16 protein-coding genes are annotated in these 25,402 nt (G+C 73.1%); 6 read left to right on the top strand and 10 right to left on the bottom strand.

Annotated elements, in window-relative coordinates; translation table 11 throughout:
- Positions 1-2: 2 nt before the first annotated feature.
- Positions 3-545, bottom strand: coding sequence for an HIT family protein (locus FHX40_RS09425; protein WP_280525108.1), 543 nt, complete (start codon positions 543-545; stop codon positions 3-5).
- A gap of 185 nt (positions 546-730) precedes the next feature.
- On the opposite strand from FHX40_RS09425, the gene FHX40_RS25465 reads away from it, so the two are divergent.
- Positions 731-1,942: an Asp23/Gls24 family envelope stress response protein gene (locus tag FHX40_RS25465; RefSeq protein WP_211350223.1), complete on the top strand. Its 1,212-nt coding sequence runs from the start codon at positions 731-733 to the stop codon at positions 1,940-1,942.
- Between the two features lie 263 nt (positions 1,943-2,205).
- Here FHX40_RS25465 and thrS read toward each other — a convergent pair whose 3' ends face one another.
- Positions 2,206-4,170 (bottom strand): threonine--tRNA ligase, encoded by a 1,965-nt coding sequence (gene thrS, locus FHX40_RS09415; RefSeq protein WP_142259256.1) that lies wholly within the window; start codon positions 4,168-4,170, stop codon positions 2,206-2,208.
- A 334-nt stretch (positions 4,171-4,504) separates the two neighbouring features.
- A complete protein-coding gene (locus tag FHX40_RS09410; RefSeq protein ID WP_170198783.1) occupies positions 4,505-5,167 on the bottom strand; it encodes a glycoside hydrolase family 25 protein in 663 nt (220 codons plus the stop codon).
- A 404-nt stretch (positions 5,168-5,571) separates the two neighbouring features.
- On the opposite strand from FHX40_RS09410, the gene FHX40_RS09405 reads away from it, so the two are divergent.
- A complete protein-coding gene (locus tag FHX40_RS09405; protein ID WP_142259254.1) occupies positions 5,572-7,062 on the top strand; it encodes an MFS transporter in 1,491 nt (496 codons plus the stop codon).
- A gap of 202 nt (positions 7,063-7,264) precedes the next feature.
- Here the strand turns inward: FHX40_RS09405 and FHX40_RS09400 are convergent, their stop codons facing one another.
- Together FHX40_RS09400 and FHX40_RS09395 are read right to left on the bottom strand one after the other, a co-directional pair.
- Positions 7,265-7,675 carry a DUF742 domain-containing protein gene (locus FHX40_RS09400; protein WP_373286908.1) on the bottom strand — a complete coding sequence of 137 codons (411 nt, stop codon included), beginning with the start codon at positions 7,673-7,675 and terminating at the stop codon, positions 7,265-7,267.
- A gap of 66 nt (positions 7,676-7,741) precedes the next feature.
- On the bottom strand, positions 7,742-10,753 hold the full coding sequence (locus FHX40_RS09395; protein ID WP_244941586.1) for a sensor histidine kinase: 3,012 nt from the start codon (positions 10,751-10,753) through the stop codon (positions 7,742-7,744).
- Positions 10,754-11,288: 535 nt separating this feature from the next.
- Between FHX40_RS09395 and FHX40_RS09390 the strand changes: the two genes are divergently transcribed.
- The 3 genes from FHX40_RS09390 to FHX40_RS09380 all read left to right on the top strand — a co-directional run bounded on the left by FHX40_RS09390 (position 11,289) and on the right by FHX40_RS09380 (position 14,744).
- Complete coding sequence (locus tag FHX40_RS09390) at positions 11,289-12,272, top strand: ABC transporter substrate-binding protein (RefSeq protein WP_142259253.1); 984 nt, start codon at positions 11,289-11,291, stop codon at positions 12,270-12,272.
- Positions 12,257-13,258: an ABC transporter substrate-binding protein gene (locus tag FHX40_RS09385; RefSeq protein ID WP_229789120.1), complete on the top strand. Its 1,002-nt coding sequence runs from the start codon at positions 12,257-12,259 to the stop codon at positions 13,256-13,258. The genes FHX40_RS09390 and FHX40_RS09385 overlap by 16 nt, the downstream gene beginning before the upstream one ends.
- A 274-nt stretch (positions 13,259-13,532) precedes the next feature.
- Positions 13,533-14,744 carry an acetate/propionate family kinase gene (locus FHX40_RS09380; RefSeq protein ID WP_142259252.1) on the top strand — a complete coding sequence of 404 codons (1,212 nt, stop codon included), beginning with the start codon at positions 13,533-13,535 and terminating at the stop codon, positions 14,742-14,744.
- A 4-nt stretch (positions 14,745-14,748) separates the two neighbouring features.
- Here FHX40_RS09380 and FHX40_RS09375 read toward each other — a convergent pair whose 3' ends face one another.
- The 5 genes from FHX40_RS09375 to FHX40_RS09355 all read right to left on the bottom strand — a co-directional run bounded on the left by FHX40_RS09375 (position 14,749) and on the right by FHX40_RS09355 (position 22,264).
- Entirely contained in the window at positions 14,749-15,051 is a 303-nt protein-coding gene (locus tag FHX40_RS09375) for a DUF6343 family protein (protein WP_189136280.1), read from the bottom strand.
- A 142-nt stretch (positions 15,052-15,193) separates the two neighbouring features.
- Entirely contained in the window at positions 15,194-17,677 is a 2,484-nt protein-coding gene (locus tag FHX40_RS09370) for a WD40 repeat domain-containing serine/threonine protein kinase (protein WP_142259251.1), read from the bottom strand.
- A gap of 103 nt (positions 17,678-17,780) precedes the next feature.
- Entirely contained in the window at positions 17,781-18,284 is a 504-nt protein-coding gene (locus FHX40_RS09365) for an NUDIX hydrolase (protein ID WP_170198782.1), read from the bottom strand.
- A 76-nt stretch (positions 18,285-18,360) separates the two neighbouring features.
- A complete protein-coding gene (locus FHX40_RS09360) occupies positions 18,361-20,829 on the bottom strand; it encodes a HelD family protein (RefSeq protein ID WP_142259250.1) in 2,469 nt (822 codons plus the stop codon).
- A 349-nt stretch (positions 20,830-21,178) separates the two neighbouring features.
- On the bottom strand, positions 21,179-22,264 hold the full coding sequence (locus tag FHX40_RS09355) for an ABC transporter permease subunit (protein WP_142259249.1): 1,086 nt from the start codon (positions 22,262-22,264) through the stop codon (positions 21,179-21,181).
- Between the two features lie 479 nt (positions 22,265-22,743).
- Between FHX40_RS09355 and pabB the strand changes: the two genes are divergently transcribed.
- Complete coding sequence (pabB, locus tag FHX40_RS09350) at positions 22,744-24,978, top strand: aminodeoxychorismate synthase component I (RefSeq protein ID WP_142259248.1); 2,235 nt, start codon at positions 22,744-22,746, stop codon at positions 24,976-24,978.
- The last annotated feature ends 424 nt before the right edge of the window (positions 24,979-25,402 follow it).

Below are 25,402 nucleotides of genomic sequence, written 5' to 3'. Positions count from 1 at the left end.
GGTCAGGAGGGCCAGGCCTCGGCGACGAGCTCGCGGGTCTCGCGGAGCAGCTGGGGCAGGACGCGGGTGTGGCCGACGATCGGCATGAAGTTGGTGTCGCCGCCCCACCGCGGGACGATGTGCTGGTGCAGGTGGGCGGCGATCCCGGCGCCCGCGACCTGGCCGAGGTTGAGGCCGACGTTGAAGCCCTGGGCGCCGCTCGCCTTGCGGAGGGCCTGGATGGCGCGCTTGGTGAAGTCCGCGATCTCGGCCGTCTCCGCCTCGTTCAGCTCCACGTAGTCGGCGATGTGCCGGTACGGGCAGATCATCAGGTGACCCGAGTTGTACGGGTACAGGTTGAGGACGGCGAAGACGGTACTGCCGCGCGCGAGGATGAGCCCGTCCTCGTCGCTCATCTTCGGGATCTCGCAGAACGGGCAGCCGTCTCCCGGTCCGGAGCCGGTCGGCTTGTTCTCCCCTCTGATGTAGGCCATGCGGTGAGGCGTCCACAGGCGCTGGAAGTTGTCCGGCACCCCCACCCCGGCCTGCTCAATCGGCTCCTGCATGTCTTGCAGCATAGGACCCCCGCGGCCCGTTCCGGGCAGGGTGCCCCCGACGGGACGGTCGTCCGCTTCCGGACGGATGCCCGGAACCGGCCTGTGGTGTGTGTGACATCCGAGGCGACAGGGGCGGAAAGATCGGGCAGAATTCCGAATCGCTGCGCAGAGGCACCCGAAGGAGCGATCCACCAATGAGCGAAGCCATCGCCGCAGAGGATTCGGCCGAGACGACGCCCGGCACGGCCCGCGGCGCCGAGGGCGACGAGCACGTCCCTTCGCGCCCGTCGCCGTCCTCCTCATCGGCGTTCTCTTCGTCCACGTTCGCCACCTCGGTGTTCTCCGCGGAGCCCGCGGCGACCGACTACTCCACCTCGGTGTTCTCGTCCGAGCGGTTCTCCTCGGCCGAGCCCGCCTCGGCCGAGTCGTCCTCCGGGTTCGACTCCGAGCCCTCCTCGCCGCGGCTCACCACCACCGGCCACACCGCCTCCGGGTTCGCCGCGACGGGCTACACCGGCTCGTCGTACGGCTCGGCCGAGGACACGCAGGCCGAGCCCGAGCGGCCCGAGACCGGCGCCTCCGGCCTTGCGGCCTCCGCCGACCCGGCGGAGGCCGCCTCGGCGGTGACCGACAGCGCGGCCTCCGAGCCGGCGCCGGCCGACCCGGGGGCGTCCGGCCCCGCATCCTCCGACCCGGTGGACTCCGGCCCGGCCGACGCCGCGCCGTCCGAGGCGGAGCCGTTCGCGACGTCGTCCGCCTCCGGCGCGGTGACCACGATGTCGGTCTCCCTGTGGACCGCGTCCACGACGAGCACCGCCCCGGCCGCGGCCGAGTCCCCGTCGCCGGACTCCTCCGGCACGGAACGCTCCGCCGCCGACGCCTCGGACTCGGACGCCGATGCCGTCTCCGGCGCGGTCGTGCCCGTGGCCGACGCGGAGCCCGCCGTCCGGGTGACGCCCCGGCCGCGCCCGCTGCGGGGCGCCACCACGATGGAGACGGTCACCGCGGCCGTGGTGAAGGGCCGGATAAGGGTCGCGGACGAGGTGGTGGAGAAGATCGCGGCCCTCGCCACCCGGGAGGTGCCCGGCGTGGCCGACCTCGGCAGCGATCCGGAGCACGGCCACGAACCGGACGGCCGGGCGGGGGCCGAGGGCGTCCGCCCGATCCCGGGCGTGCGCGCGCAGGTGGAGGAACGCCAGGTCGCGATCGACGTCACCATCGTCGTCGAGTACGGCCGCGTGATCCTCGACGTCGCGAACGAGGTCAAGATCAACGTGGCCCGGGCGGTGAGCCGCATGGTCGGCCTGCGCGTGGTCGAGGTCAACGTCACCGTGGAGGACGTGCGGATGCCGGGCCCGTCCCACCCGGGCCCGCAGAACGACGGCGAGGCCGCCGCGCTCGCCTGATCCCGGCGGGACGGCCCTCCCCCACGGCTCGCCGGGCGAGGCCGCACGAAGGCGCGGCGGGCCTCCCACCGGCCACCGCGCCTTCAGGGGCTGCGCGACGTCTCGGAGGTCGTCGCGGCGCGCGGGCGAGCGTCAGACGACGCCCGGCCGTACCCGCCGCCGGTCAGGCACGGATCCTCCGCCAGGGCCGCTGGAAAAGCGCGCGGAAACGACACCGCGGGGCACGCCCGGTCGTCCGGGGCGCCCCGCGGCGACGGTCACGCTCAGATCTGGATGCGGTTCTCCACGGCGTTCACGATCTCCTCGATCGCCTCGTCGATCGGCACGCCGTTCTTCTGCTCGCCGGTGCGGTACCGGAAGGACACCGCGTTCTTCGACACGTCGTCGTCGCCCGCGAGAAGCATGTAGGGGATCTTCTGCTTCTGCGCGTTGCGGATCTTCTTCTGCATGCGGTCCGCGGAGGCGTCGACCTCGGCCCGGATGCCCTTCTCGCGCAGCCTCGCCACCACCCGCTCCAGGTGCGGCACGTGCTCGTCCGCGATCGGGATGCCGACCACCTGCACCGGGGCGAGCCACGGCGGCAGCGCGCCCGCGTAGTGCTCGAGCAGGATGGCGAAGAACCGCTCGACCGACCCGAACAGCGCCCGGTGGATCATGTACGGCCGGCGCCGGGTGCCGTCGGCCGCCTGGTACTCCAGGTCGAACCGCTGCGGCATCTGCAGGTCGACCTGGAGGGTGGACAGCTGCCAGCGGCGGCCGATCGCGTCCTTGATGTGGACGTCGATCTTCGGGGCGTAGAAGGCGCCCTCACCCTCGGCGACCTTGTACGGCAGGCCGGACTTCTCCAGCGCGTGCCGCAGCGCCTCGGTGGCCTCCTCCCACTGCTCGATCTCGCCGACGAACTTCTCCGGCCGGGTGGACAGCTCGGCCTCGAACTCGGTGAGCCCGTAGTCGCGCAGCAGGTCGAGCACGAACTGCAGCAGCGAGGCGAGCTCGTCGGCGAGCTGCTCGGGGGTGCAGAAGATGTGCGAGTCGTCCTGGGTGAAGCCCCGCGCCCGGGTGAGGCCGTGCAGCACGCCCGACTTCTCGAACCGGTACACGGTGCCGAGCTCGAACATGCGCAGCGGCAGGTCGCGGTAGGACCGCCCCCTCGACTTGTAGATCATGATGTGGAAGGGGCAGTTCATCGGCTTGGGGTAGTAGGTCGCCCCCTCCATCTCCATCGGGGGGTACATGCCCTCGGCGTACCACCCCAGGTGCCCGGAGATCTCGAACAGGGTCGACTTGGAGATGTGCGGGGTGACCACGAACTGGTAGCCGGCCCGCTCGTGCCGCCGCCGCGAGTACTCCTCCAGCACCCGGCGGGTGATGCCGCCCTTGGGGTGCCACACCGCGAGGCCGCCGCCGATCTCCGGCGGGAAGGAGAACAGGTCGAGCTCGACGCCGAGCTTGCGGTGGTCGCGCTTCTCGGCCTCCTCGAGCATGTGCAGGTACTCGTCCTGCCGCTCCTTCGACTCCCAGGCGGTGCCGTAGATGCGCTGCAGCTGCGGGTTCTTCTCACTGCCGCGCCAGTACGCGCCGCCGCTGCGCATCAGCTTGAAGGCGGCGATCGCCTTGGTCGACGGCACGTGCGGCCCCCGGCACAGGTCCTTCCAGCGCACCTCGCCGGTCTTGGGGTCGAGGTTGTCGTAGATGGTCAGCTCGGCCCCGCCGACCTCGACGCTCTCCTCCTCGGAGGCACCGCCCTTGAGCCCGATCAGCTCCAGCTTGTACGGCTCGGCCGCGAGCTCCTGCCGTGCCTCCTCGTCGCTGACCCGGCGCCGCCGGAACTCCTGCCCCTGCTTGACGATCTCGCGCATGCGCTTCTCGATGCGCTTGAGATCCTCCGGGGTGAACGGCTGGGCGACGTCGAAGTCGTAGTAGAAGCCGTTCTCCACCGGCGGGCCGATGCCGAGCTTCGCCTCGGGGAACAGGTCCTGCACGGCCTGGGCGAGCACGTGCGCGGTGGAGTGCCGCATGATCGCCCGGCCCTCCTCCGAGTCGATGGTGATCGGCTCGACCACGTCGCCCTCGGCGAGCACGTGGGAAAGGTCGCGGGCCTGGCCGTTCACCCTGGCCGCGATCACGGTGCGGCCGTCGGCGGAGAGCGCCTCACCGGCCGTGGTGCCCGCCGCCACCGCACGCTCGGTTCCGTCGAGGGTGATGCGGATCTGGGACACGGTGGACACACGGACTCCTTGACTGGTCGATGAGGCTGATTCGCTGGGGTCAGATGCTACCGAGTCACGGCCGTCACCGGGTACCGGCGGCGCCATGCGCTCCTCTCCTTCCACCGTCGAGGGGAGCGGGCCGAGGAAGAACAAAACCCCGGGACCGCTCCCGGGGCTGCTGGCTACGCCACTTCCTCAGTGCACGCGACCGCACCGCCGGGCCGGGCCCGGCGTGGTCGTCAGGAACTCGACCGCGGCCGCCATGTCCCCCATGATACGCCCGCCGCGGCGCGCGCACGCCCGGCCGCGCGGACCCGGCCCGTGACCGCCCCGGCCGCGGCGGCGGCCCGGGTCACCGGTCGGCGCGGCGGTCGCGGGCGCGGCGCCGGGCGGCGGGCCTGCGGCGCCGCTTGCCGTACCGGACGAGCTCGCCCCGGGTGCCGTCGAAGACGTTCCGGTCGATGGGGCTGTTGGCGTACTGGTGGATCGTCCAGGTCTCCCACGGCTCGGGCACGACCGGATCGCCCTTGGGGTAGCTGGGCGCGGCGATCCACAGCGGCAGCACCTCGAGCCCGTCGCAGTGGCCCTGCATGGCGAAGGTGTAGTGGGTGTAGACGAACGGCCGCACGCCGGTGCGCTCGATCACCGCGGCGCACCAGCGGCGGGCGAACCGGGCCACCTCGTGCGGCCTGCGGCGGTCGTTCGTCTCCAGGTCGAGGGCGAGCAGGTCGCCGTGGCGCAGCCCGGGGCGCCCGGAGGCGGCGCAGGCCCGCCGTACCGCCTTGAGGAAGTGCATCGCCTGCTCCTCGGGGTTCTTGCCGCCCGGCCGGGCGAAGTGGTAGGCGCCGCGGACGATCCAGTTCTCCCGCATGCCCTCCCAGTTGCGTTCGAACCACGGGTCGACGAACGTGTCGCCCTCGGTGGCCTTGGCGAAGGCGAAGGCGACACCGCGCTCGGCATGCGCCCGCCAGTCGACGCGGCGCTGCCAGTTCGAGACGTCGATGCCCTTCAGCACGCGATCCCCCCGTGAACGGTTCGCCAAAAAGATCAATTACTGCGATCCTAACCGCGAAAGCCCACGAAATCGGGCAAGAGATTGCTCTCCGTAATTAATATGTCGCTCTTCGCGTACGGTGCACTCAACCCCAGCCGGGGTGACCATGGGGCGCCGGGCCGGCGCGGCGGGCGGGCCACGCCTCCTCGGGGAGGGCGTGACGGCCGCCCGGAACGGGGAGAAAACGGCACGGGACGCGGCCGGCCGCCGCGGAGCGGTCCGGCCCCGTGGCGCGACGCCGCCGCTCCCGGCGGGGTGCGCGGGCGTCCGGCGCTCGCCGGAGGGCGGCGTCGGCGCAGCTGAGGCCCCCGAATAGGCTCGCAACCGTCGTCGTCTGCACCGGGGTTCAACGAAATGGTGTCACCGTGACCGAGCTCAGCCGCCGCCGGCGGATCGCGGTCCTGCTGCTGTGCTGCACGAGCCTGTTCATCGTGTCGCTGGACGCGACCATCGTGAACATCGCGCTGCCGGTGATCGCCCGGGACCTGCACGCCCCGATCTCCGGCATGCAGTGGGTGGTCGACGCCTACGTGCTCGTGGTAGGCGGCCTGCTCATGCTCTCCGGCTCCACCGCCGACCGGGTCGGCCGGCGCCGGGTGTTCCAGATCGGCCTCGCGCTGTTCTCGCTCGGCTCGCTGCTGTGCAGCGTCGCCCCGAGCCTGGGCTGGCTGATCGCGTTCCGCATGCTGCAGGCAACCGGCGGCTCGATGCTCAACCCGGTGGCGATGTCGATCATCGCGAACGTATTCACCGACCCGCGGGAGCGCGCCCGGGCGATCGGGGTGTGGGGCGGCATCGGCGGCATCAGCCTGGCGGCGGGACCGCCGGTCGGCGGGCTCATCGTGGAGACGCTGGGCTGGCCGGGCATCTTCTGGATCAACGTGCCGATCGGCGTCGCGACGATCGTGCTCACCGCGCTGCTCGTGCCCGAGTCGCGGGCGCCGCGCCCGCGCCGCCTCGACCCGCTCGGCCAGCTGCTCGTCATGGCGACGCTGACGACGCTGTGCTTCGGCATCATCGAGGGCCCCAACCTGGGGTGGAGCGCGGCCCCGGTGCTCGGCTGCTTCGCGGTCGCCGCGCTCTGCCTGGCCGCCCTGCTGTGGTACGAGCCGCGGCGCGACGACCCGCTGATCGACCTGCGGTTCTTCCGCAGCGCGCCGTTCTCCGGCGCGGTGGCGATCGCGGTGTGCTCGTTCGCGGCGCTGGGCGGCTTCCTGTTCATCAACACGATCTACCTGCAGAACGTGCGCGGCCTCACGCCGCTCGAGGCCGGGATCTACACGCTGCCGATGGCCCTGGCCACGCTCGTGCTCTCCCCGGTGTCGGGCCGCCTGGTCGCCGCGCGCGGGGCGCGCCCGCCGCTGACCGTCGCCGGGGTGCTGATCACGCTCGCCGGGCTGCTCCTCACCCGGGTGACCGCGGACACGCCGGTGCTCCCGCTGCTCGTGGTGTACGTGGTGTTCGGCGCCGGGTTCGGGCTGGTGAACGCGCCGCTGACCAACACCGCGGTGTCCGGCATGCCGCGCGCCCAGGCGGGGGTGGCCGCCGCGGTGTCGTCCACCGGCCGTCAGGTGGGCCAGCTGCTCGGCGTGGCGATCGCCGGCTCGATCGTCGCCTCCTCGCTCGCCGTACCGCGGGGGCCGGAGTTCGCCCACGCGAGCGAGGCGGTGTGGTGGATGGTCGCCGGGTACGGCGCGCTCGTGCTCGCCCTGGGCCTCGCCACGACCGGCCGCCGGGCGTACCGCACCGCCGCCCGGGTCGCCGAGCGGCTGTTCCACGAGGAGCCGTCCGCCGCGGCGGCGGGCCGGGGCGCGTCCTCCGGGCCGGGCACGACAGGCGGCGCAACGCGCTCGTGAGCCCGCGGCTCCGGCGCGCCGTCCGGGGCCGGTTCACGCGCAGCATGCGGGCCGGGCGTCACCCCTGGCCGGGGTGCCATTCGGTCGTCGGCGGGAGCGGGTGCCGGCGCGCTCCCCGCGAGGGCCGCCCTCGGCCCCGCCGCGGTGCGGTACGGCGGAGGCCCGGTGAGGGCACGCGTCCCCCGTCGGCGGCGGCCGGCCGTCAGAGCCTGCGCAGGCCGGTGAGGACGCGTTCCAGCAGGTTCCGGTCGGGGGCGCCGCTCGACTCGAGCTGCGGCTGGTAGACGCGCACCAGGCCCTCGTTGGCCATGTCCGCGACCAGCACGCGGGTCACGCCGAGCGGGATGTTGAGCAGTGCGGAGATCTCCGCCACCGACCGTACCTGGAGGCAGAGCTGGCTGATCGCCCGGTATTCGCGGGAGTAGTTGAGGCCGAGCTGCATCGACGTGGCCGAGGAGACCAGCGCCTCGAGCGCGAGGTGCATGCGCGGGGCGGTCCGCCCGCCGGTGACGGTGTACATCCGCACCAGGGACGGTCTCGGCTCCTGCGGCTCCTGCCGGTAGGCGCCGCCGTAGTGCGGGCGTTCCGGGGGGTTCCAGGATCCACCTGACAACGCGTCTCTCCTGTCACATCTCGTGGCGGAATAAACGACTCACGCGAAGCGCGCTGACCATCCGTCTCACTCGCCTTTCTCCTCGGTGGTTCCGGTCGCGCCGTCGGCCGCGGCGCCCGCGCTCTCCCGGCGGATCGCGTCCCGCCCCCGCCGCAGGCCGGACTGGTAGCTGGACAGCCGGCTGCGCATGCGGTCGGGCGAGAGCTGCGGCCGCGGGGCGGGGCCCGACGGGGCGGCGGGGCCCGCCCGGCCGGGGACGAGGTTCGCCTTCGGCACCCGCTTCGGCAGGCCGCCCGCGGTGACGCCGCCCTTGGTGGGCTGGGCCACGGACTGGGCCGCGCGCCAGCCCTCGTCGGCGGGCGAGGACCAGCCGGAGGACTCGCCCTGCTTCCGGTCACCGGAGCCGGGGGTGGAGCGCCGGAACCAGTTCGACTCGACCTCGGCGTAGATGGGCAGGTACTCGTCGGCCTGCTCCTTGGCGGCCTGCCCGGGCTCCGGCGCGGCGGGCTGCTCGGAGCCGACGCCCCACTCGCCGCCGGGGGTGTTGCCCTGGTCGCCGGTCGCGGGCGGCGGGGCGCCCCAACCGGTCCGCGTCTCGGCCGGGGGATCGGCCTTCGGGCCGCCCGTGACGGGGCGGAACGCCGGGGGCTCGGGGAAGCCGCCGGACTGCACGGGGGGCAGCTCCGGCCAGGACGGGCCGGTGCCCCCGGCCTGCTCGGCCGGGGCGTCGAGCGTCTCCGCGCCCGGCCAGGGCGCGTTCAGGTGCGGTGGCTCCGGGGGCGTGAACGGCCGGAGCCGGTCCATGCTGAACGTCTCGCCGGTCCGCGCGGCCGGGCCGCCGGACGGGGCCGTCCCGGCGAACGGGCCGACCTCCGTGGGGCCGGACAGCGGGCCGGGACCGGCCTGCGGCGGGACCGGGGGCGCGCCGAACGACGCGGCGGCGGGCTGCGGCGGGGGCCCGAACCCTCCGCCCGCCGGGGGCATCGGCGCCGCGCCGTGCCCGAGCGGCATGCCGGGGAGCGCGCCGGGGATCGGCACGATGAGGTTCTCCGGGAGCAGCACCATCGCGGTGAGGCCACCGGAGTCCTGGGAGCGGAGCTGCACCCGGATGCCGTGCCGCATCGCCAGGCGGCCGACCACGTACAGGCCCATGCGCCGGGAGGCGGCCACGTCCACCACCGGCGGGTCGGCGAGCCGCCAGTTGACCTGGGCGAGCTCCTCCGGCGACATGCCGATGCCCTGGTCGGTCACCGAGATCATCACGCCGCTGCCGTCGATGCGGTTGCTGGAGATGAAGACCTTGGTGTCGGCCGGGGAGAACCACAGCGCGTTCTCGATCAGCTCGGCGAGCAGGTGGACCACGTCGTTGACCGCCTGCCCGGCGATCGCGACCTCCGACTGCAGGCGCAGCACGGCGCGCTCGTAGTTCTCCACCTCCGACAGCGCGGCGCGCACCACGTCCATCAGCTCGACCGGCTCGCTGTGCCGCCGCACCGCGTCCTGGCCCGCGAGGACCAGCAGGTTCTCGCTGTTGCGGCGCATGCGGGTGGCGAGGTGGTCGAGGGTGAACAGGTCGGCGAGCCGCCGCTCGTTCTCCTCGCCCTGCTCCAGCCGCTCGATCAGGGCGAGCTGGCGCTCGACCAGCGTCTGGCTGCGCCGCGACAGGTTGACGAAGATCGCGTTGATGTTGCTGCGCAGCCGCGCCTCCTCGCTCGCCAGGCGCACCGCCTCGCGGTGGACCTCGTCGAACGCCCGGGCGACCTCGCCGATCTCGTCCTTGGTGTGGATGCCGATCGGGGCGACCTCCGGCGGGGGCGCGTCCGAGGTGCTCTCCCGGAGCTTCTGCACCACCTCCGGCAGGCGGCGCAGGGCCACGTCGAGCGCGTCGCTGCGCAGCCGCCGCAGCGGCCGTACCAGGGACTGGGCGACGCCGGTGGTGACGAGGAGGACCACGATCACGATGCCCGCGATCACACCGGCGAGCAGGAAGGCCGAGCCGCGCTCGGAGCTCTCCAGGTCGGCGCTGCGGTTGAGGATCGCCTGCATCTGCCGCTGCTCGACCCGGTGCATCGCGTCGATCACGGCGGTGGAGGCCTTGAACCACTCCTGCGCGTCGTCCTGCCTGCCCCGGGTGAGGTCGAGGCCCTTGAGGCTCGCGCCCACGGTGGCGCGGATCAGCACCAGCCGGCGCAGGAAGAACGCCCGCTCGGTGACGGTGCTGTTGACCGTCTCGTCGTAGAACCGCCGGTCGGCCCGGCTCACCTCGGCGAGGAAGGCCCGGCGGTGGGCCTCCTCCTGGGAGATCGCGCCGAGGAAGTCCTGCATCTGCTGCTGCTCGAAGCGCCCGGCGGTGACCACGATGGCGACGAGGCCGCGCTGCCGGGAGAGCGCCTCCTTCGCCTTGGTGAGGGACTCCAGCGTCACCGCGCCGCCGAACAGGGCGTCGTCGTTGCTGCCCTTGCCCAGCTCGTCGTAGAGGGAGAGCAGGTCCTCGATGATCAACGAGTACTGCCCGAACGCGGCGTCCGGCAGCAGCTGCCTGCTCGCGGCCTGCCGACGCAGCGTGGGCAGGTTGCCGATCCGGTTGATCACGGTCGCCACCTCGTCCGCGGTGCGACCGGTGACCTCGTTCTGCACCACCGCCGCCTGCGTGCGCACCGCGGCCGCCGCGGCGTCCACCCGCGCCATCTGGCCGTCCAGGCCGGCCTTCTCCGCGTCGGGGTGGCCGCGCGCGATGTGCATGGCGGTCATGTCACGTTCCGCGGCGAGCTCGTGCCCGAGCTCCGCGACGCTCTGCACCAGCTTGGCGAGCTGGTTGACGCGCTGGAACTCGTCGGCGGCGCTCATCGCGGAGGTGATCTGGTAGCCGCCGATCAGCACCACCGCGACGGTGGGCACCAGGATGAGGGCGACCAGCCGGGTGCGCACCCGCCAGTTGCGCACGTCGAGATAGCTCAGCAGACCGCCCGGCAGCGCCGGCCGCGCCTTGGCCGCGGCGGGAGCGCTCGCCTGCGGTGCGCCCTTGGCGGGCGCGGCACCGGGTTCCCCTCCGGTGTGGGGCACATATGTCGTACTCACGCCAGGTCCGACCTCTCGCCGACCTCGGCCCACAGCAGGACGCCCGGCCTAGGTGAGCCAAGCGACCCCTGAAGAAGCCAGTTGGGGGAGCAGCAATTTGAGCACACCAATACCAGGCGCACCAAGTTGAACGTAGTCATGAAAAAAGGGATCTGACACCCCTCATTACCAGAAAGCTGGAGTCCCAACTTGCCGCAGGCTTGCGCAAATGCGCACATCATGGGTAGAACCGGACATCAAGCGCAACATCCGGAGCAGTGAGTTAGGTTACGGAATGGACGTCACGCCATCTCCATAGGATCACGGCACCCAGATTCCCGGCGTTTTGCCCTATCCTCCCGCGAAGTGCTCGTAGGCTCAGATACGCCGCGGAAGCGTTCCACGGTCCCGGCGGGATCCCTACGGAGCCCATGCCGGTATAACCGGTCGACGGATTGGCCGCCGGAGTCGTCGGCCACAAATGGCAACTGGACCGTAACGTGCGTCGTCACCGGCGACTCCCGACGCCGGGTCAACGCCTCTGGAGGACACGGATATGCGACGAATTCGGCTCATCACCGGGGCACTCCTGCTCGCCCTCGCCTCGACGAGCTGCGGTGGCGCGACGGTGGACGGCGGAACGTCCTCCGGTTCGGCGGCTCCGTCGGCGGGGGCCTCCGGAGCGGCGTCGCCCGCCGGCACCGTGAAGATCGCCATCAACCCGTGGGTCGGATACGAGGCGAACGCGGCGGTCGTCGCCTACCTGCTCGAGCATGAGCTGGGCTACAAGGTCGAGAAGAAGGAGCTCAAGGAGGAGATCTCCTGGCAGGGGTTCGCCAACGGTGAGGTCGACGTCATCCTTGAGAACTGGGGCCACGAGGACCTGAAGAAAAAGTACATCGAGCAGGACAAGGTCGCCGTGGAGGCCGGCCCGACCGGCAACAAGGGGGTTATCGGGTGGTATGTCCCGAAATGGATGGTCGAGAAGTACCCCGACATCACCGACTGGCGGAATCTCAACAAGTATGCCGACCTATTTAAGACGTCCGAATCCGGCGATAAGGGACAGCTGCTCGACGGCGACCCGTCATTCGTCACCAACGACGAGGCGCTGGTCAAGAATCTGAAGCTGAACTTCAAGGTGGTGTACGCGGGCAGCGAGCCGGCGCTCATCAAGGCGGCGCAGCAGGCCACCGCCCAGCGCAAGCCGCTGCTGATGTATTTCTACGAACCCCAGTGGCTGTTCTCCCAGATCGAACTGGTGCGGGTGAAGCTGCCGGAATACACCGAGGGCTGCGACGCCGACCCGAAGAAGGTCGCCTGTGACTATCCGCAGTACGACCTTGACAAGATTGTGTCAAAGCGGTTCGCCGAGACCGGTGGCAAGGCGTACCAGCTCGTGAAGAACTTCCAGTGGACCAACGACGACCAGAACCAGGTCGCCAACGACATGGTCAACAACGGGATGACGCCGGAGCAGGCGGCGAAGAAGTGGGTCGACGCGAATCCGGACAAGTGGAAGGCGTGGATCCCGCAATGATCGGCGTCGGCTCCGCCGGACGGCGGTCCGGCCGCCGGGCCCTCGCGGTGATCGCGGCATTATCGGTCATCCTCCCGCTCGCCGCGTGCAGCGGCGACGGGGAGACGGAGACGGGCGGTGGCGCGGCCGAGGGCCGCCTCGACCGCCCGATCCGCCTCGCGATCAACCCCTGGGTGGGCTACCACGCCAGCGCCGCCGTGGTGAAGTACCTGCTCGAGCACGAGCTCGGCTACAAGGTCGAGACCAGGGAGCTGACCGAGCCCGAGTCGTGGAAGGGGTTCGAGGACGGCTCGGTCGACATCATCATCGAGAACTGGGGCCGCGAGGCCGAGAAGAAGGAGTACATCGAGCGGAAGAAGCTCGCGGTGAACGCCGGGGTCAACGGCAACATCGGGGTGATCGGTTGGTACGTGCCCCAGTGGATGGCCGAGAAGTACCCCGACATCACCGACTGGCGGAACCTCAACAAGTACGCGAGCCTGTTCCGCACCGCCAAGTCCGGCGACAAGGGCCAGCTCCTCGACGGCGACCCGACCTACGTCACCAACGACGAGGCGCTGGTGCGGAACCTGAAGCTGGACTACAAGGTGGTCTACGGCGGCTCGGAGAACGCGCTCATCGCGGCCGCGAAGCGCGCCACCCGGAACAAGACCCCGCTGCTGATGTACTTCTACGAGCCGCAGTGGCTGTTCACCCAGCTCAAGCTCGTGAAGGTCAACCTGCCGCCGTACGCGATCGGCTGCGACGCCGACCCCAAGAAGGTGGCCTGCGACTACCCGCCCTACCTGCTCGACAAGATCGTGTCGAAGGAGTTCGCGGAGAAGGGCGGGAAGGCGTACGAGCTGGTCCGCAACTTCCAGTGGACCAACGACGACCAGAACCAGGTCGCCAACGACATCGTGAACAACGGCCTCAAGCCGGAGCAGGCGGCGAAGAAGTGGGTCGACGCCAACAAGATCGTGTGGCAGGACTGGATTCCCAGGTGATCCGGTGACCCGCACACGCGCCGGCCGGTCCCCGATGGTACGCCGGGGGCCGGCCGGTGTGTCTCTCCGGCCCCGCCACCCTGCCGAGCACCCCGGACCAGGGACGGAGAAAGATCTGGATAGGGTGGAGACGCGCGGAAACCGGACGCCGGCGGCGGAGCCCCGCCCGCGCGTCCGGGAGGCCAGGCTCGGGGTCCGGACGCGGCCGTGACGGGGCGGCGCCGGCAGGGCGCCGACGACGGTGCTGGGGGTTGCGGGAGACGGTGAGGAAGCGGTGACGGAGACGCCCGAACACGTCCTGGTGCTCAACATCGGCTCCTCCTCGATCAAGTACGAGCTGCTCGACATGACCGGGCGCCACCGGCTCGCCACCGGGCTGGTGGAGCGCATCGGCCAGGAGGAGGGCACGCTCACCCACCGGCCCGCGGACGCCGAGCCGTACGTGCGGCACGAGCCGTACCCCGACCACGAGGCCGGGATGGCCGCGGTGGTGCGGGCGTTCGCCGAGACCGGGCTGGCGCTGGAGCGGCTCAGCCTGCGCGCGGTCGGGCACCGGGTGGTGCACGGCGGCGCCCGGTTCCGCGACCCCGTGCTCATCGACGACGAGGTGCTGCGCACCATCGAGGACCTGTCGGTGCTCGCGCCGCTGCACAACCCCGGCAACCTCATCGGCATCCGGGCGGCGCTGCGCATCTTCCCGGGCATCCCGCAGGTCGCGGTGTTCGACACCGCGTTCCACCAGACGCTCCCGCCGGTCGCCTACACCTACGCGGTGCCGGTCGAGTGGGCCGCCGAGCACGGGGTGCGCCGCTACGGCTTCCACGGCACCTCCTACGCCTACGTGTCGCGGCGCGCGGCCGAGCTGCTCGGCAGGGACCCGTCCGAGGTGAACCTGATCGTGCTGCACCTCGGCAACGGGGCGAGCGCGGCGGCGATCGAGGGCGGGCGCAGCGTGGACACCTCGATGGGGCTGACGCCGCTGGAGGGCCTGGTGATGGGCACCCGCTCCGGCGACGTGGACCCGGCCCTGCCCGCCCACCTCGCCCGTACGGCGGGCCTCACGCTGCAGCAGGTCGACGACGCGCTGACCCGGCGGAGCGGCCTGCTCGCCCTCGCCGGGGCGAGCGACATGCGCACGGTGCGCGCCAAGGCCGAGGCCGGTGACGAGGGCGCCCGGCTCGCCCTGGGGGTGTACTGCTACCGCATCCGCAAGTACGTCGGCGCGTACTACGCGGTGCTGGGCCGGGTGGACGCGGTGGTGTTCACCGGCGGGGTGGGCGAGAACGACCCGTACACCCGGGCCGACTCGCTGTCCGGGCTCACCCGGCTGGGCATCGCCGTCGACCCCGAGCGGAACTTCGCCAGGTCCCCGGCCGAGCGGTTCATCTCCCCGCCGGACGCCGAGGTGGCCGTCATCGTCGTCCCCACCGACGAGGAGCTCGAGATCGCGGCGCAGTCCCTCGCGCTCGTGCGCGCGGCCGGCTGAGCCGTCACATGCGGGACACGCCGCCGTCGCGCCGCGCGGCGGCATCCCCGGCCGCGGCCGCCTCGCGGGCCTCGCGCATGCGCCGCCGCAGCACGAGCAGGTCGATCGCCGCGATCACGGCGACCGCGCCCGCGATGATCGCCTCGGCCCACCAGACCGCATCGCCCTCGCGCAGCGCGCGGACCACGAAGTAGACCGCGGCGATCAGGGCGACCGGCAGCGCGATCCCCGACAGCACGGCGCGCGCCCGCAGCGGGCTGCGCGCGGTGACCGGCTCGGTCCCGCTGCGGTTCCGTCCGAACCCCATGGCTCGTCACCTCCCGGCTCCCGGCGGTCCCTGGTCCCTTCCCCGTCAGGGCCGGGGCATCCGCGGATCCGGGGATGTGTCCGTACGGGTACGGCGCGGCCGTGCCGTACCCGGGCGCGTGCCGGGTGGCGGGCGCGGGTCCTCAGCCTCCCGCCGAGGCGATCTCCCACACCTGCACGGCGGTGCCGCCCGCGATGGCGAGCACGCGGCCGTCCGGGCTGAACCGCACCTTGCGCACCTGCCCGGGCGCGACCAGCGGTTCCTCGACGAGGGGACGCCGCGTGGCCGGGTTCCACAGCCAGACGAGGCCCTTGTCCTCGCCGGCGGCGAGCACGCCCGCCGGGGAGTAGGCGATGCTGTTGATCTGCGACACGGGTCCCTTGAGCGTGCCGCCGTCCGCCTTGCGGGCGTCGACGTCCCAGAACCGCACCACCTGGTCGTAGCCGGCGCTGGCGAGCAGCCGGGGGCCGACGAAGACGACCGAGTTCACCTCCTCGCGGTGGCCGGTGAGCGTGCCCATGGCGGAGCCGTTGGCGGGCTTCCACAGCCGCACGGTCCGGTCCCAGGAGGCGACGGCGAGCACGCGGCCGTCCGGGCTGAACGCCGCCCCCTTGGCGAGCACGCCGTTCCGCATCGACGACCCGACCTGGCGGCGGTCCGAGGTGCGCCACAGGTTGGCCCACTCGTAGCCGCTGCCGGTGACGAACGCCGTGCCGTCCGGGCTGAACTCGGCGAAGATCGCGCCCTTGATCGTCCTGCCGCCGCGCGCGTTCCGCGTGGTCAGGTCCCACATCCGGATCTTGGTGTCCTCCACGCCGCCGACGGTGACCACCAGCCGGCCGTCGGGGCTGATCGCCAGGTCGTCGATGTAGGACCCACGGTCGTTGAGCCGGTACCGCAGCCTGCCGGTGACGGTGTCCCAGACGTGGATCCGGCCGTTCCAGTCGCCGGTCACCACGGTCTTCCCGTCCGGCGTGATCGCGACGCTCATCACCTGCGCGTCATGCGGCAGCAGGAGCTGCCTGCCCAGCGTGAATCCGCCGGTCGCGCCGGTGGAGGGCGTGGGTTCGGGTGATCCGCCGGGCCCCTGGGTGGCGCCGTCGCCCCCGCCGGCGACGGCCGTCTCGCCGCTCGACGCCGGGGACGGCGCGGCCGTTCCCGTGGCGCTCCCCGCGGGCGACGGGGTGCCGCCGCCGGCCCGGGAGGCGGCGTCCCCGGACGGGGAGGCGGCGGGGTCGGCGGTGCCGGGACCGAACAGGCGGTCGGCGTACATGATCGCCCCGGCTCCGGCCGCCGGGACGAGCAGGCCCACGGCGATGAGGAACGCGCGGCGCCCCGGCGTCAGCCCGTCCGACGGTCTGGTGACCGGCGGAGCAGCGGGCGGGGCGGTGCCCGCGGGCCTGGCGCCGGGCGGCGTCCCCCCGCCCGCACCACCGGCGGGCGGCCACCCGGCCGAAGTGCCCGGCGCGGCGCCGGGGGCCGCCACCGGCGGGGCTCCGCCGCTCACACCGGCCTGCGGCCAGCCCGGCGGAGCACCTGGGGCGGTACCGGCGGGCGCCGCGTTCGCGACCGTCGGCTGCGGCGCGCCCGGGACGCCGGGCGACGGCCACGCCGGAGGCTGCGGCCCGGCGGCGGGCGGCGCGGCGGCCGCGCCCGGAGGCGCCGCCGAGGGGTCCACCACGGTGGGCGCCGTGCCCTGGGCGCCCGCGCCCGCCAAGGGCGGGGCGAGCAGGGCCGGCGCGAGCGGCGGGGCGGCGCCGCGGATGCGCGCGGTCGCGGTCTCGAGCAGCTCGTTCTCCGAGGCCGGGGCCGCCGGAACCGCGGCCGAGCCGGTGATGAGCCGCATGAGCAGGTCGCGGGCGGTGGGGCGGTCGTCCGGGTTCTTCGCCATGCACGCCGCGACGATCGGGAGCAGGCTCTCCGGCAGCCCGGACAGGTCGGGCTCCTGGTGCAGCACCCGGTTCACGATCGCGAACATGGAGCCCTCACCGAACGGCAGCCTCCCGGTCGCCGCGAAGATCATCGTCCCGCCCCAGCTGAAGATGTCCGAGGCGGTGCCTATCCCCTCGCCGGAGAACTGCTCGGGCGACATGTACGGCGGCGTGCCCGCCACGGACACCGACGAGGTGACCAGGTCGATGGCGCGGGCGATGCCGAAGTCGACCACCCGCGGCCCGTCGGAGGAGAGCAGCACGTTGGCGGGCTTGAAGTCGCGGTGCACGATGCCCGCGCTGTGGATGGCGACGAGCGCGGTGGCCGTGCCGATGGCGAGCCGCTCCAGCGCGCCGGGGTCGAGCGGGCCGCGGGTCTTCACCCGCCGGTCGAGCGACTCGCCGTCGATGTACTCGCTCACCACGTACGGCAGGTCCCCGAAGAGGCCGACCTCGAGCACCCGCGCGGTGCAGAACGCGGGCACCTTGCGCGCCGCCTCGACCTCGCGCAGCAGCCGCTCGCGGGCGTCCTCGTCGGCGGCGTGCCGCTCGTGCAGGATCTTGACGGCCACCGGACCGGACTCGGACTCGCCCAGGTAGACGGTGCCCTGTCCGCCCTGCCCCAGTCTCCCCACGATCCGGTAGGCGCCGATGTGGGTGGGGTCTCCCGGGTTCAGCGGCCGAGGTTCTGGCACGGACGTCCCTCTCCAGCCGGCCGGGCCGGACCTCGGCACCGGTCGATCGATCGTTCACGAATTCGCCCATCACCGTACAGAACACCGGTGACGGGACGGCACCTCAGGAGATTGCGAGTCGGGAACGGCCGTCCGGCGGCCGCGTCCGGTACAGGTCGAGGGCGACGTCCACCAGGGTGACCCGGTCGAGCTCGGGGACCCGGTCGAGCGCAACCCAGGCGGCGCGGTCGGTGGAGCCGCCGACCTCGTGCCGCAGCTCGCCGCCGACGACCCGGCCCTCGTAGACGACCCGCACCGCGTGGACCGCGTCCGAGCCCGCCTCGCTCGGCGGCAGCACCACGGTGTGGATGCCGAGCAGCCGCTCGATCTCCACCCGGTAGCCGGTCTCCTCGGCCACCTCCCGGATCGCCGCGTCGTACGGGTCCTCCCCCAGGTCGACCCCGCCCCGGGCGGTATCCAGCGCGGCCGTTCGTGGCCGATCCGGTGCGCGAGCAGCACCTCGTCGTCGCGCAGGCACACCACGTACGCCGCGAGCCGTGTCCGCCGCTGCGGCCGGCGGGACGCCCGCCACGGCAGCCGTATTCGCACATCGCCCTCCCGGGCGCATTCCGCCGTGCCGCGGGCGTCCCCGGAAGATCGCCGGTTTCGGTCATCGGGTTCCGGTACGGCCCGGCGGCCCCGGATCAGCCCTCCTCGTCCGGCCCGGGGATGGCGGCCGCGATCGGCTCGGGCGCCGGGCCCGCGTGGATGACGCCGAGCCGCTGGGTGGCGCGGGTCATCGCGACGTACAGGTCGTTGCGCCCGCGCGGGTTCGCGGCGAGGATGCCGGCCGGGTCGGCGATGAGCACCGAGTCGAACTCCAGGCCCTTGGCCTGGCGCACGCCGAGCACCACCAGCGGGCTCTCCAGGTCCGGGTCGTCACCGTAGGAGGCGTCCGGCACGGCGGCGGCGACCGCCTTGCCCAGCTCGTCGCGCCGGGCGTCCGGGACGATCACCGCGAGCCGCCCCTCCTCCAGCGTGGCCAGCTCGAAGGCGGCGCAGGAGGCGAGCATGCGCGGCAGCTCCTCCGGCGTGGTGGAGATCCGCCACGGGGGCACGCCGGTGCGCCGCACCGAGCGGGGCGCCTCCGCCTCGAGGTCCGGGTCGGCGCCGGTGGCCGAGGCGGCCAGCGCCCGCGTCGCCGCGGTCATGATCTCGGCGGGGGTGCGGTAGTTGACGGTGAGCCGGGCGAGCCGCCACCGGTCGCCCACGTGCGGCTCGAGCACCCGGGCCCAGGACGTGGTGCCCGCGGCGTCGCCGGTCTGGGCCACGTCGCCGACGATCGTCATCGACCGGGTGGGGCAGCGCCGCATGAGCATGCGCCAGGCCATCTGCGACAGCTCCTGCGCCTCGTCGACCACGACGTGCCCGAACGTCCAGGTCCGGTCGCCGGCGGCGCGCTCGGCGAGGGTGCGCAGGTCGGCCATGCGGTGCCGGTCGGCGAGCCGGTGGGCGTCGATCACGTCGGTCGCGATGAGGATCTCCGCCTCCTCGCCCTCGTTCAGGTCGCTCGACCGGGAGCCGACGAGCACGTCGAGCACGCCCTGCGCGTAGGCGATCTCCTTGGCGCGCTCGATCTCCTCCCGGGTGCGGCCGGTACGGCGGGCCTCGCCGAGCAGCTCGGCGGCCTCGTCGAGCAGCGGCACGTCGGCCGTGCTCCAGCCGCCGCCGGGCTCGCGCCGCAGCAGCCCGCGCTCCCGCTCGGTGAGCATGGGCGCGGCGGCGGCGAGCCGGCCGGGGTCGGCGTACAGGTCCGACAGCAGCCGCTGCGGGGTGAGGATGGGCCACAGGTCGCGCAGCACGGCCCGCACGCCGGGGTCGGCGGCGAGCTCCCGGCGGATCTCGGCGAGGTCGGTCTCGTCGAGCAGCGGGCCCTGGTTCTCGGTGGCGCGGTCGCCGGACAGGCCGACCTCGAGGTCGAGCAGCGCCGTGGGGTATCCGGCGGCGACCAGGGCGCGCCGGTCGGCCTCGGTGAGCACGCCGCCGGGGTCGCCGCCGTCGAGCGGCTCGCCGTTCTCGTCGAGCACCACGGACTCGAGCCGCTCGGCGACCTGCCGGGCGAGCAGGTCGACGACCGCCCGCTGGAAGACCCGTCCCGCGTCGTTGTGGGTGGCGTGGCGGGCGCGGACCCGCTCGGCGAGCCGCAGGTAGTCGCGCTCGGCCAGCCGCAGCACACCCTCGCCGTACGGGATCTCGATGTCCCCGCGGGGCGGCGCCTGGCGGTCCCGCACCGCGGCGGCGATCACCTCGGCCATCACCGCCCGGCCCTTGATCTCGGCCGTCTCCGGCGGCTCACCGCGGTCGGCGACGACCCCGGGGAACATCGCGCCGACGGTGGTGAGCAGCACGCTCGTCTCGCCGAGGCCGGGCAGCACCTGGGCGATGTAGCGGAGGAAGGCGCTGTTGGGGCCGACCACGAGCACGCCGCGGGCGGCGAGGTGCGGGTGGGTGTAGAGCAGGTACGCGGCGCGGTGCAGCGCGACCGCGGTCTTGCCGGTGCCGGGGCCGCCCTGCACGACGAGCACGCCGCCCGCGTCGGCGCGGATGATCTCGTCCTGCTCGGCCTGGATGGTCTCGACGATGTCGCGCATGCGGCCGGTCCGCGCGGCGTTCACCGCGGCGAGCAGCGCGGCCTCGCCGACCAGGCCCTCCTCGGCGTCGACCGCGTCCCGGTCGAGGATCTCGTCGTCGATGGCGACCACGCGGCGGCCGCGCAGGGCGATGTGGCGGCGCCGCCGTACGCCCTCGGGGGCGGCGGCGGTGGCGACGTAGAAGGGGCGGGCGGCCGGGGCGCGCCAGTCGAGCAGCAACGGCTCGTCGTCGTCCCCGGCGCCGGGGCCGGCGGAGATGCCGATGCGCCCGATGTAGCGACGGCGGCCGTCGCGCATGTCGAGGCGCCCGAAGCAGAGGCCGTGCTCGGCCGCCTCCAGCCGCGCCACCCGCATGGCGTACCCGGCGAACGCGGCCTCCCGCTCGACGAGCGACTGCTCGGTCTCCCCGTGCTCGCGCAGCACCGTGGCGAGCCGTCGTTCGGCCTCGTCACGCAGCTCGTCGACGCGCCGGTAGAGCCGCCCGACGTACGCCTGCTCGCGCGCGATCTCGCTGTTGACCAATTGCCACCCTTCCGCTATAATAAAGGCGAGGTATTGCGTCTTGATGCGTTATTGGCGTGCAAGCGTCAATGCTAACGCGTTTCCTGCGCGCACGCACATGCACCGCCCGACCGTCCGGGCGAGGGCAGGCCGGATCGTTCTTCGTCCCTCTCGTGTCCCGGGCACTCGTACGCCCGTCGGCCCGCCTCCCGCCTCGGCGCGATGAGCGCGGACGGCGTGCGAATCCTCGGGGAAAGCGGGCCTTCGGCGTGGGCAGGGCGGAAGGGGCGCCCGCCGCCGCCGTGGGGATGGGGAACGGCGGCGAGCGCGGTTTGTCACGCTACCGGCAGATCACCCACTACCTGCCGTTTCATACTTTTCTGGCATCCAGGGCGGCAGCGCGCGGCCGCCGCCGCTTGCGGTCCCGATTGAGCACCGCGTTCGAGCCCTCGATCAGCCGGGTCACGAGCAGGCCGGCCACGACCATGCCCCCGGCGAACGCCTGCACGATCCACGCGGGCGTGTCCTTCAGGGCGAGCAGCGACGCCGCGCTCACCATGATCACGACGCCGAAGAGGGTGCCGAAGATGCCGGCCCGCCGCCCGTAGACGCTCACGCCCCCGATCAGGACCGCGGCGAGCGCCGTCACCGGCACGGCCTCCACCGGCACCACGGCCCCCTGCTGGCGCAGCAGGTCGGCGATCCCGGCCACCCCCGCGAGCAGGCTCGACCCGGCCAGCCCGGCGAGCGCGCCGAGCCCGGCGCGCAGCCCGGGCCGTTCGGCTGGCTCCCCCTCCCGCCGCAGGCCGCCGAGCGCCCGCCGTACTCCCGGGATGAGCCACACCGCTCCCCCGCCCATGGACAGCCCGGCGAACACGACGAACGCCGGAACGGCCGGATACGTACCGAGATCGGCCGGTACCGTGGCCCCCCGGGTGAGCCCGGAGACGACCGCGAGCAGCGCCGCGGCCGCGCCGAGCGTCACCGCCCAGGCGGGCACGGACAGCAGCATGACGAGCAGGCCGAGCAGCACGCCGGTCCCCAGGGCCGCGCCGAGACCCGCCGCGATCGCCACCGGGACCGGCCAGTCGTCCCGGATCAGGACGGCGGTGAGCGCGCCGGTGCCGCCCGCGATCACCCCGACGGCGAGGTTGGGCGTGGCGGTGCGCAGCGAGAACGACAGGCCCACCGCGAGCAGGCCCACCACGGCCGCCGAGCCGAACAGCTCGGTGAGGTGCTGCGCGGGCGCCTGGGAGAGGTTCGCCAGCACGAGCCCCACCGCGGCGACCGCCAGCAGGACCTCCCAGATCACGTGCACCAGGACGCGGTCCCGCACCTCGGGCTCGTCCGCCGGCGGCGGTTCGTCGTCGAGCACCCGCCGGGGCGGAGGCGTCGACAGCACCTCCTTCCAGGACGGCAGCGTGACATCCGTCTGCTCTGCTCGTCCCTCGTTCATCTGATTCCTCCCCCGTCAGATCGGTACCTGCCCATATTGGCGCAGACGGGGAGCGTGTTTTGCCGCAATTGACCTATCGCGACCCTCGGCGGGTCAAGGGGACGTGTCACGCGACGACGTCACATGGCGCGCACACCTCGGCGGTCTCCGCGCAGCTCCGGCGCGCCCCGAGGCCGACGGTCCGGCCGCGCACCCGGTGCGGGATTCGGCCGGGGCGCGGGCGCATCCGTCAAATGACGGTGGGCGGCCGCGTCATGGCTCCGAGCGGCGCCGCGACGTTGCACTGTGCCCGTTTTCTCCCGGCTGACCTAGGATGAAGTGCCTCGCGAGGGACGACCGGATCGTCGGCCTACCGGCCGCCCGTCATCCCCGCGATCATGACCGGGTCACAGGACGGTCATCCGCCAGGGCGGGAGCGACGCGGGCACGCCGATCGAGTGCCGGGCGCCGTCCGGGTGCGATGGCGGCGGGCGGGGAACATGCGGACGCTGCTGATAGACAACTACGACTCGTTCACCTACAACCTCTGGCACTACCTCGCGGAGCTCAACGGCCACCCGCCGGTAGTCATCCGCAACGACGACCCGCGCTGGCGGCCGTCCGACCTCGCGCACTTCGACAACGTCGTCATCTCGCCCGGCCCGGGCACGCCGTACCGGGAGGCCGACTTCGGCGTCTGCCGTGAGGTGATCGAGCGGGCCGAGATCCCGCTGCTCGGCGTCTGCCTCGGTCACCAGGGGGTCGCGTACGTGCACGGCGGCACGGTCGGCCCCGCGCCCGAGCCGCGCCACGGCCGCCTCTCCCCGGTGGAGCACCGCGGCGACCGCCTGTTCGCCGGGGTGCCGTCCCCGTTCCAGGTGGTGCGCTACCACTCGCTGGCGGTGACCTCGCTGCCGGAGGAGCTGGAGGCGACCGCGTGGACCCCGGACGGGGTGCTCATGGCGCTGCGCCACCGCACCCGCCCGATCTGGGGCCTGCAGTTCCACCCCGAGTCGATCCGCACCCAGTACGGCCACCGCATCCTGGCGAACTTCCGCGACCTCACCCGCGAACTCCCCCGTCCCCGCCCCACGGTCCGGATCTCCGCCGCGCCCGCCCCGGCGTCCCCCGCCGTGCCGGAGCGGCCGCCGGTGCCGGATCCGGTGGAGGCGGAGGTGCTGGTCCGCTCGCTGCCCACCGAGTGGCACGACGAGGTGGCCTTCGAGGCGCTGTTCGGGGACGCCGAGCACGCCTTCTGGCTCGACAGCGGCCTGGTGCACGAGGGCGCCGGGCGGTTCTCGGTGATGGGCGACGCCTCCGGGCCGCTCGCCCGCGTGGTGACCGCCGACGTACGGCACGGCACGGTGACCGTGGCCGAGGGCGGGCGGACGCGCACCGTGGAGCGCGGTTTCCTCGACTGGCTCGACGCCGACCTGCGGCGGTGGCGGGCGCGGGTGCCGTCGCTGCCGCTGGAGTTCGCGCTCGGCTGGGTCGGCTACCTCGGCTACGAGCTGAAGGCCGAGTGCGGGGGCGCGGACGCGCACCGCTCCCCCACCCCGGACGCGGCGATGATCTTCGCCGACCGGGCGATCGTGTTCGACCACGCCACCGCGACCACGTACCTGCTCGCGCTCGCCGTCGACGGTGACAAGGCCGCCGCGCTCGCCTGGTTCGAGGAGACCACGGCGCGGCTGCGCGCTCTCGCCGGCCGCCGCCCCGGCCCGGTCGGCTCCCCCGGTACGGCGGGGCCGGTCCGGCTGCGGCACGACCGGGCCCGCTACCTGGAGCTGATCGCCGCCTGCCAGGAGGCGATCCGCCGCGGCGAGACGTACGAGGTGTGCCTCACCAACATGCTCCACGTGGCGGGCGCGTTCGACGCCTGGCAGTGCTACCGGGCGCTGCGCCGGATCAGCCCGGCCACGTTCGGCGCGTACCTGCGGCTCGGCCCGGTGTCGGTGCTGAGCTCCTCGCCCGAGCGGTTCCTGCGGGTGTCGGCCGACGGCACCATGGAGTCCAAGCCGATCAAGGGCACCCGGCCGCGCGGCCGTACCCCCGCCGAGGACGCGCTCATCGCCAAGGAGCTCGCCACCTGCGAGAAGGACGTCGCCGAGAACCTGATGATCGTCGACCTGGTCCGCAACGACCTGGGCCGGGTCGCCGAGGTCGGCTCGGTGCACGTCGCCAAGATCTTCGACGTGGAGACGTACGCGACCGTGCACCAGCTCGTCAGCACGGTGCGGGCACGGCTGCGGCCGGACGCCTCGGCGGTCGACTGCGTGCGGGCCGCGTTCCCCGGCGGCTCGATGACCGGCGCGCCCAAGATCCGCACGATGCAGATCATCGACGAGCTGGAGGCCGGGCCGCGCGGCGTCTACTCCGGCGCGATCGGCTTCTTCTCGCTCACCGGCGCGGCCGACCTCAGCATGGTGATCCGCACCGCCGTGATCACGCCCGACGGCCTGTCGTACGGCGTGGGCGGGGCGATCGTCGCGCTCTCCGACCCCGCGGCGGAGTACGAGGAGACCGCGGTCAAGGCGATCCCGCTGCTGCGCGTCCTCGGCATCGCCTTCCCCGGCGCCGACCCCGGCGGCGCGACGCGGGAGGTGCCCGGCGGGCCCGGCGCGCGGGTGGCGGCCGGTCTCGGTACCCCCACGGGCGGCACATCTCGCGATGCTTCCCCGCCGGCTCATCGGCTCCCGGCGGCGGACGGCCGGGCCGAACCCTGCCGCTCCTGATCCTGCTCGCGCCGGCTCCGCCACGCCCCTGACGAACGGCCGTGGTCGTGCCCGCCGTACCCGAAGCATCTCCGGCTCTCACGCCACGCCCGGATGGGCGCGATCTCCTGGGTGGCGGTTCGACGCCGCGTTGACCTTTCGCCTCCGGTTCATTGCGTGAAGACGCCAGGGCACCGCGGTGGCGGGGGTCAGAACGCCGGACGAGAGCAGGCTCGCGGCGGGCTTCGCGTCTCCTGATCACCGTGGCGGGTGTGGTCCGGTCGCCCGATGGCATCTCCGCGCACCTTCATGACGCCTCACCGTTTATTCTCCCGCGTGGATCGGAACATCTCTCATTCACTTGTGTTTTCAGTACACAAGTGATCTAATGGTGGCCGTCGCCAGTTCGGGTGACGGTGTGGCGAGGGGCACGACGGGGTCGCCT

Origin of the sequence: Thermopolyspora flexuosa (assembly GCF_006716785.1) — a bacterium.
Classification (GTDB): Bacteria; Actinomycetota; Actinomycetes; order Streptosporangiales; family Streptosporangiaceae; genus Thermopolyspora; species Thermopolyspora flexuosa.
This window is presented reverse-complemented; position numbering and strand designations above follow the sequence as displayed.

What these genes read in the sequence shown, in the direction of transcription:
- FHX40_RS09425 (WP_280525108.1), bottom strand. Translation starts at nt 545, where the DNA reads ATGCAGGAGCCGATTGAGCAGGCCGGGGTGGGGGTGCCGGACAACTTC.
- FHX40_RS25465 (WP_211350223.1), top strand. Translation starts at nt 731, where the DNA reads ATGAGCGAAGCCATCGCCGCAGAGGATTCGGCCGAGACGACGCCCGGC.
- FHX40_RS09390 (WP_142259253.1), top strand. Translation starts at nt 11,289, where the DNA reads ATGCGACGAATTCGGCTCATCACCGGGGCACTCCTGCTCGCCCTCGCC.
- FHX40_RS09375 (WP_189136280.1), bottom strand. Translation starts at nt 15,051, where the DNA reads ATGGGGTTCGGACGGAACCGCAGCGGGACCGAGCCGGTCACCGCGCGC.
- FHX40_RS09365 (WP_170198782.1), bottom strand. Translation starts at nt 18,284, where the DNA reads ATGCGCCCGGGAGGGCGATGTGCGAATACGGCTGCCGTGGCGGGCGTC.
- FHX40_RS09355 (WP_142259249.1), bottom strand. Translation starts at nt 22,264, where the DNA reads ATGAACGAGGGACGAGCAGAGCAGACGGATGTCACGCTGCCGTCCTGG.
- pabB (WP_142259248.1), top strand. Translation starts at nt 22,744, where the DNA reads ATGCGGACGCTGCTGATAGACAACTACGACTCGTTCACCTACAACCTC.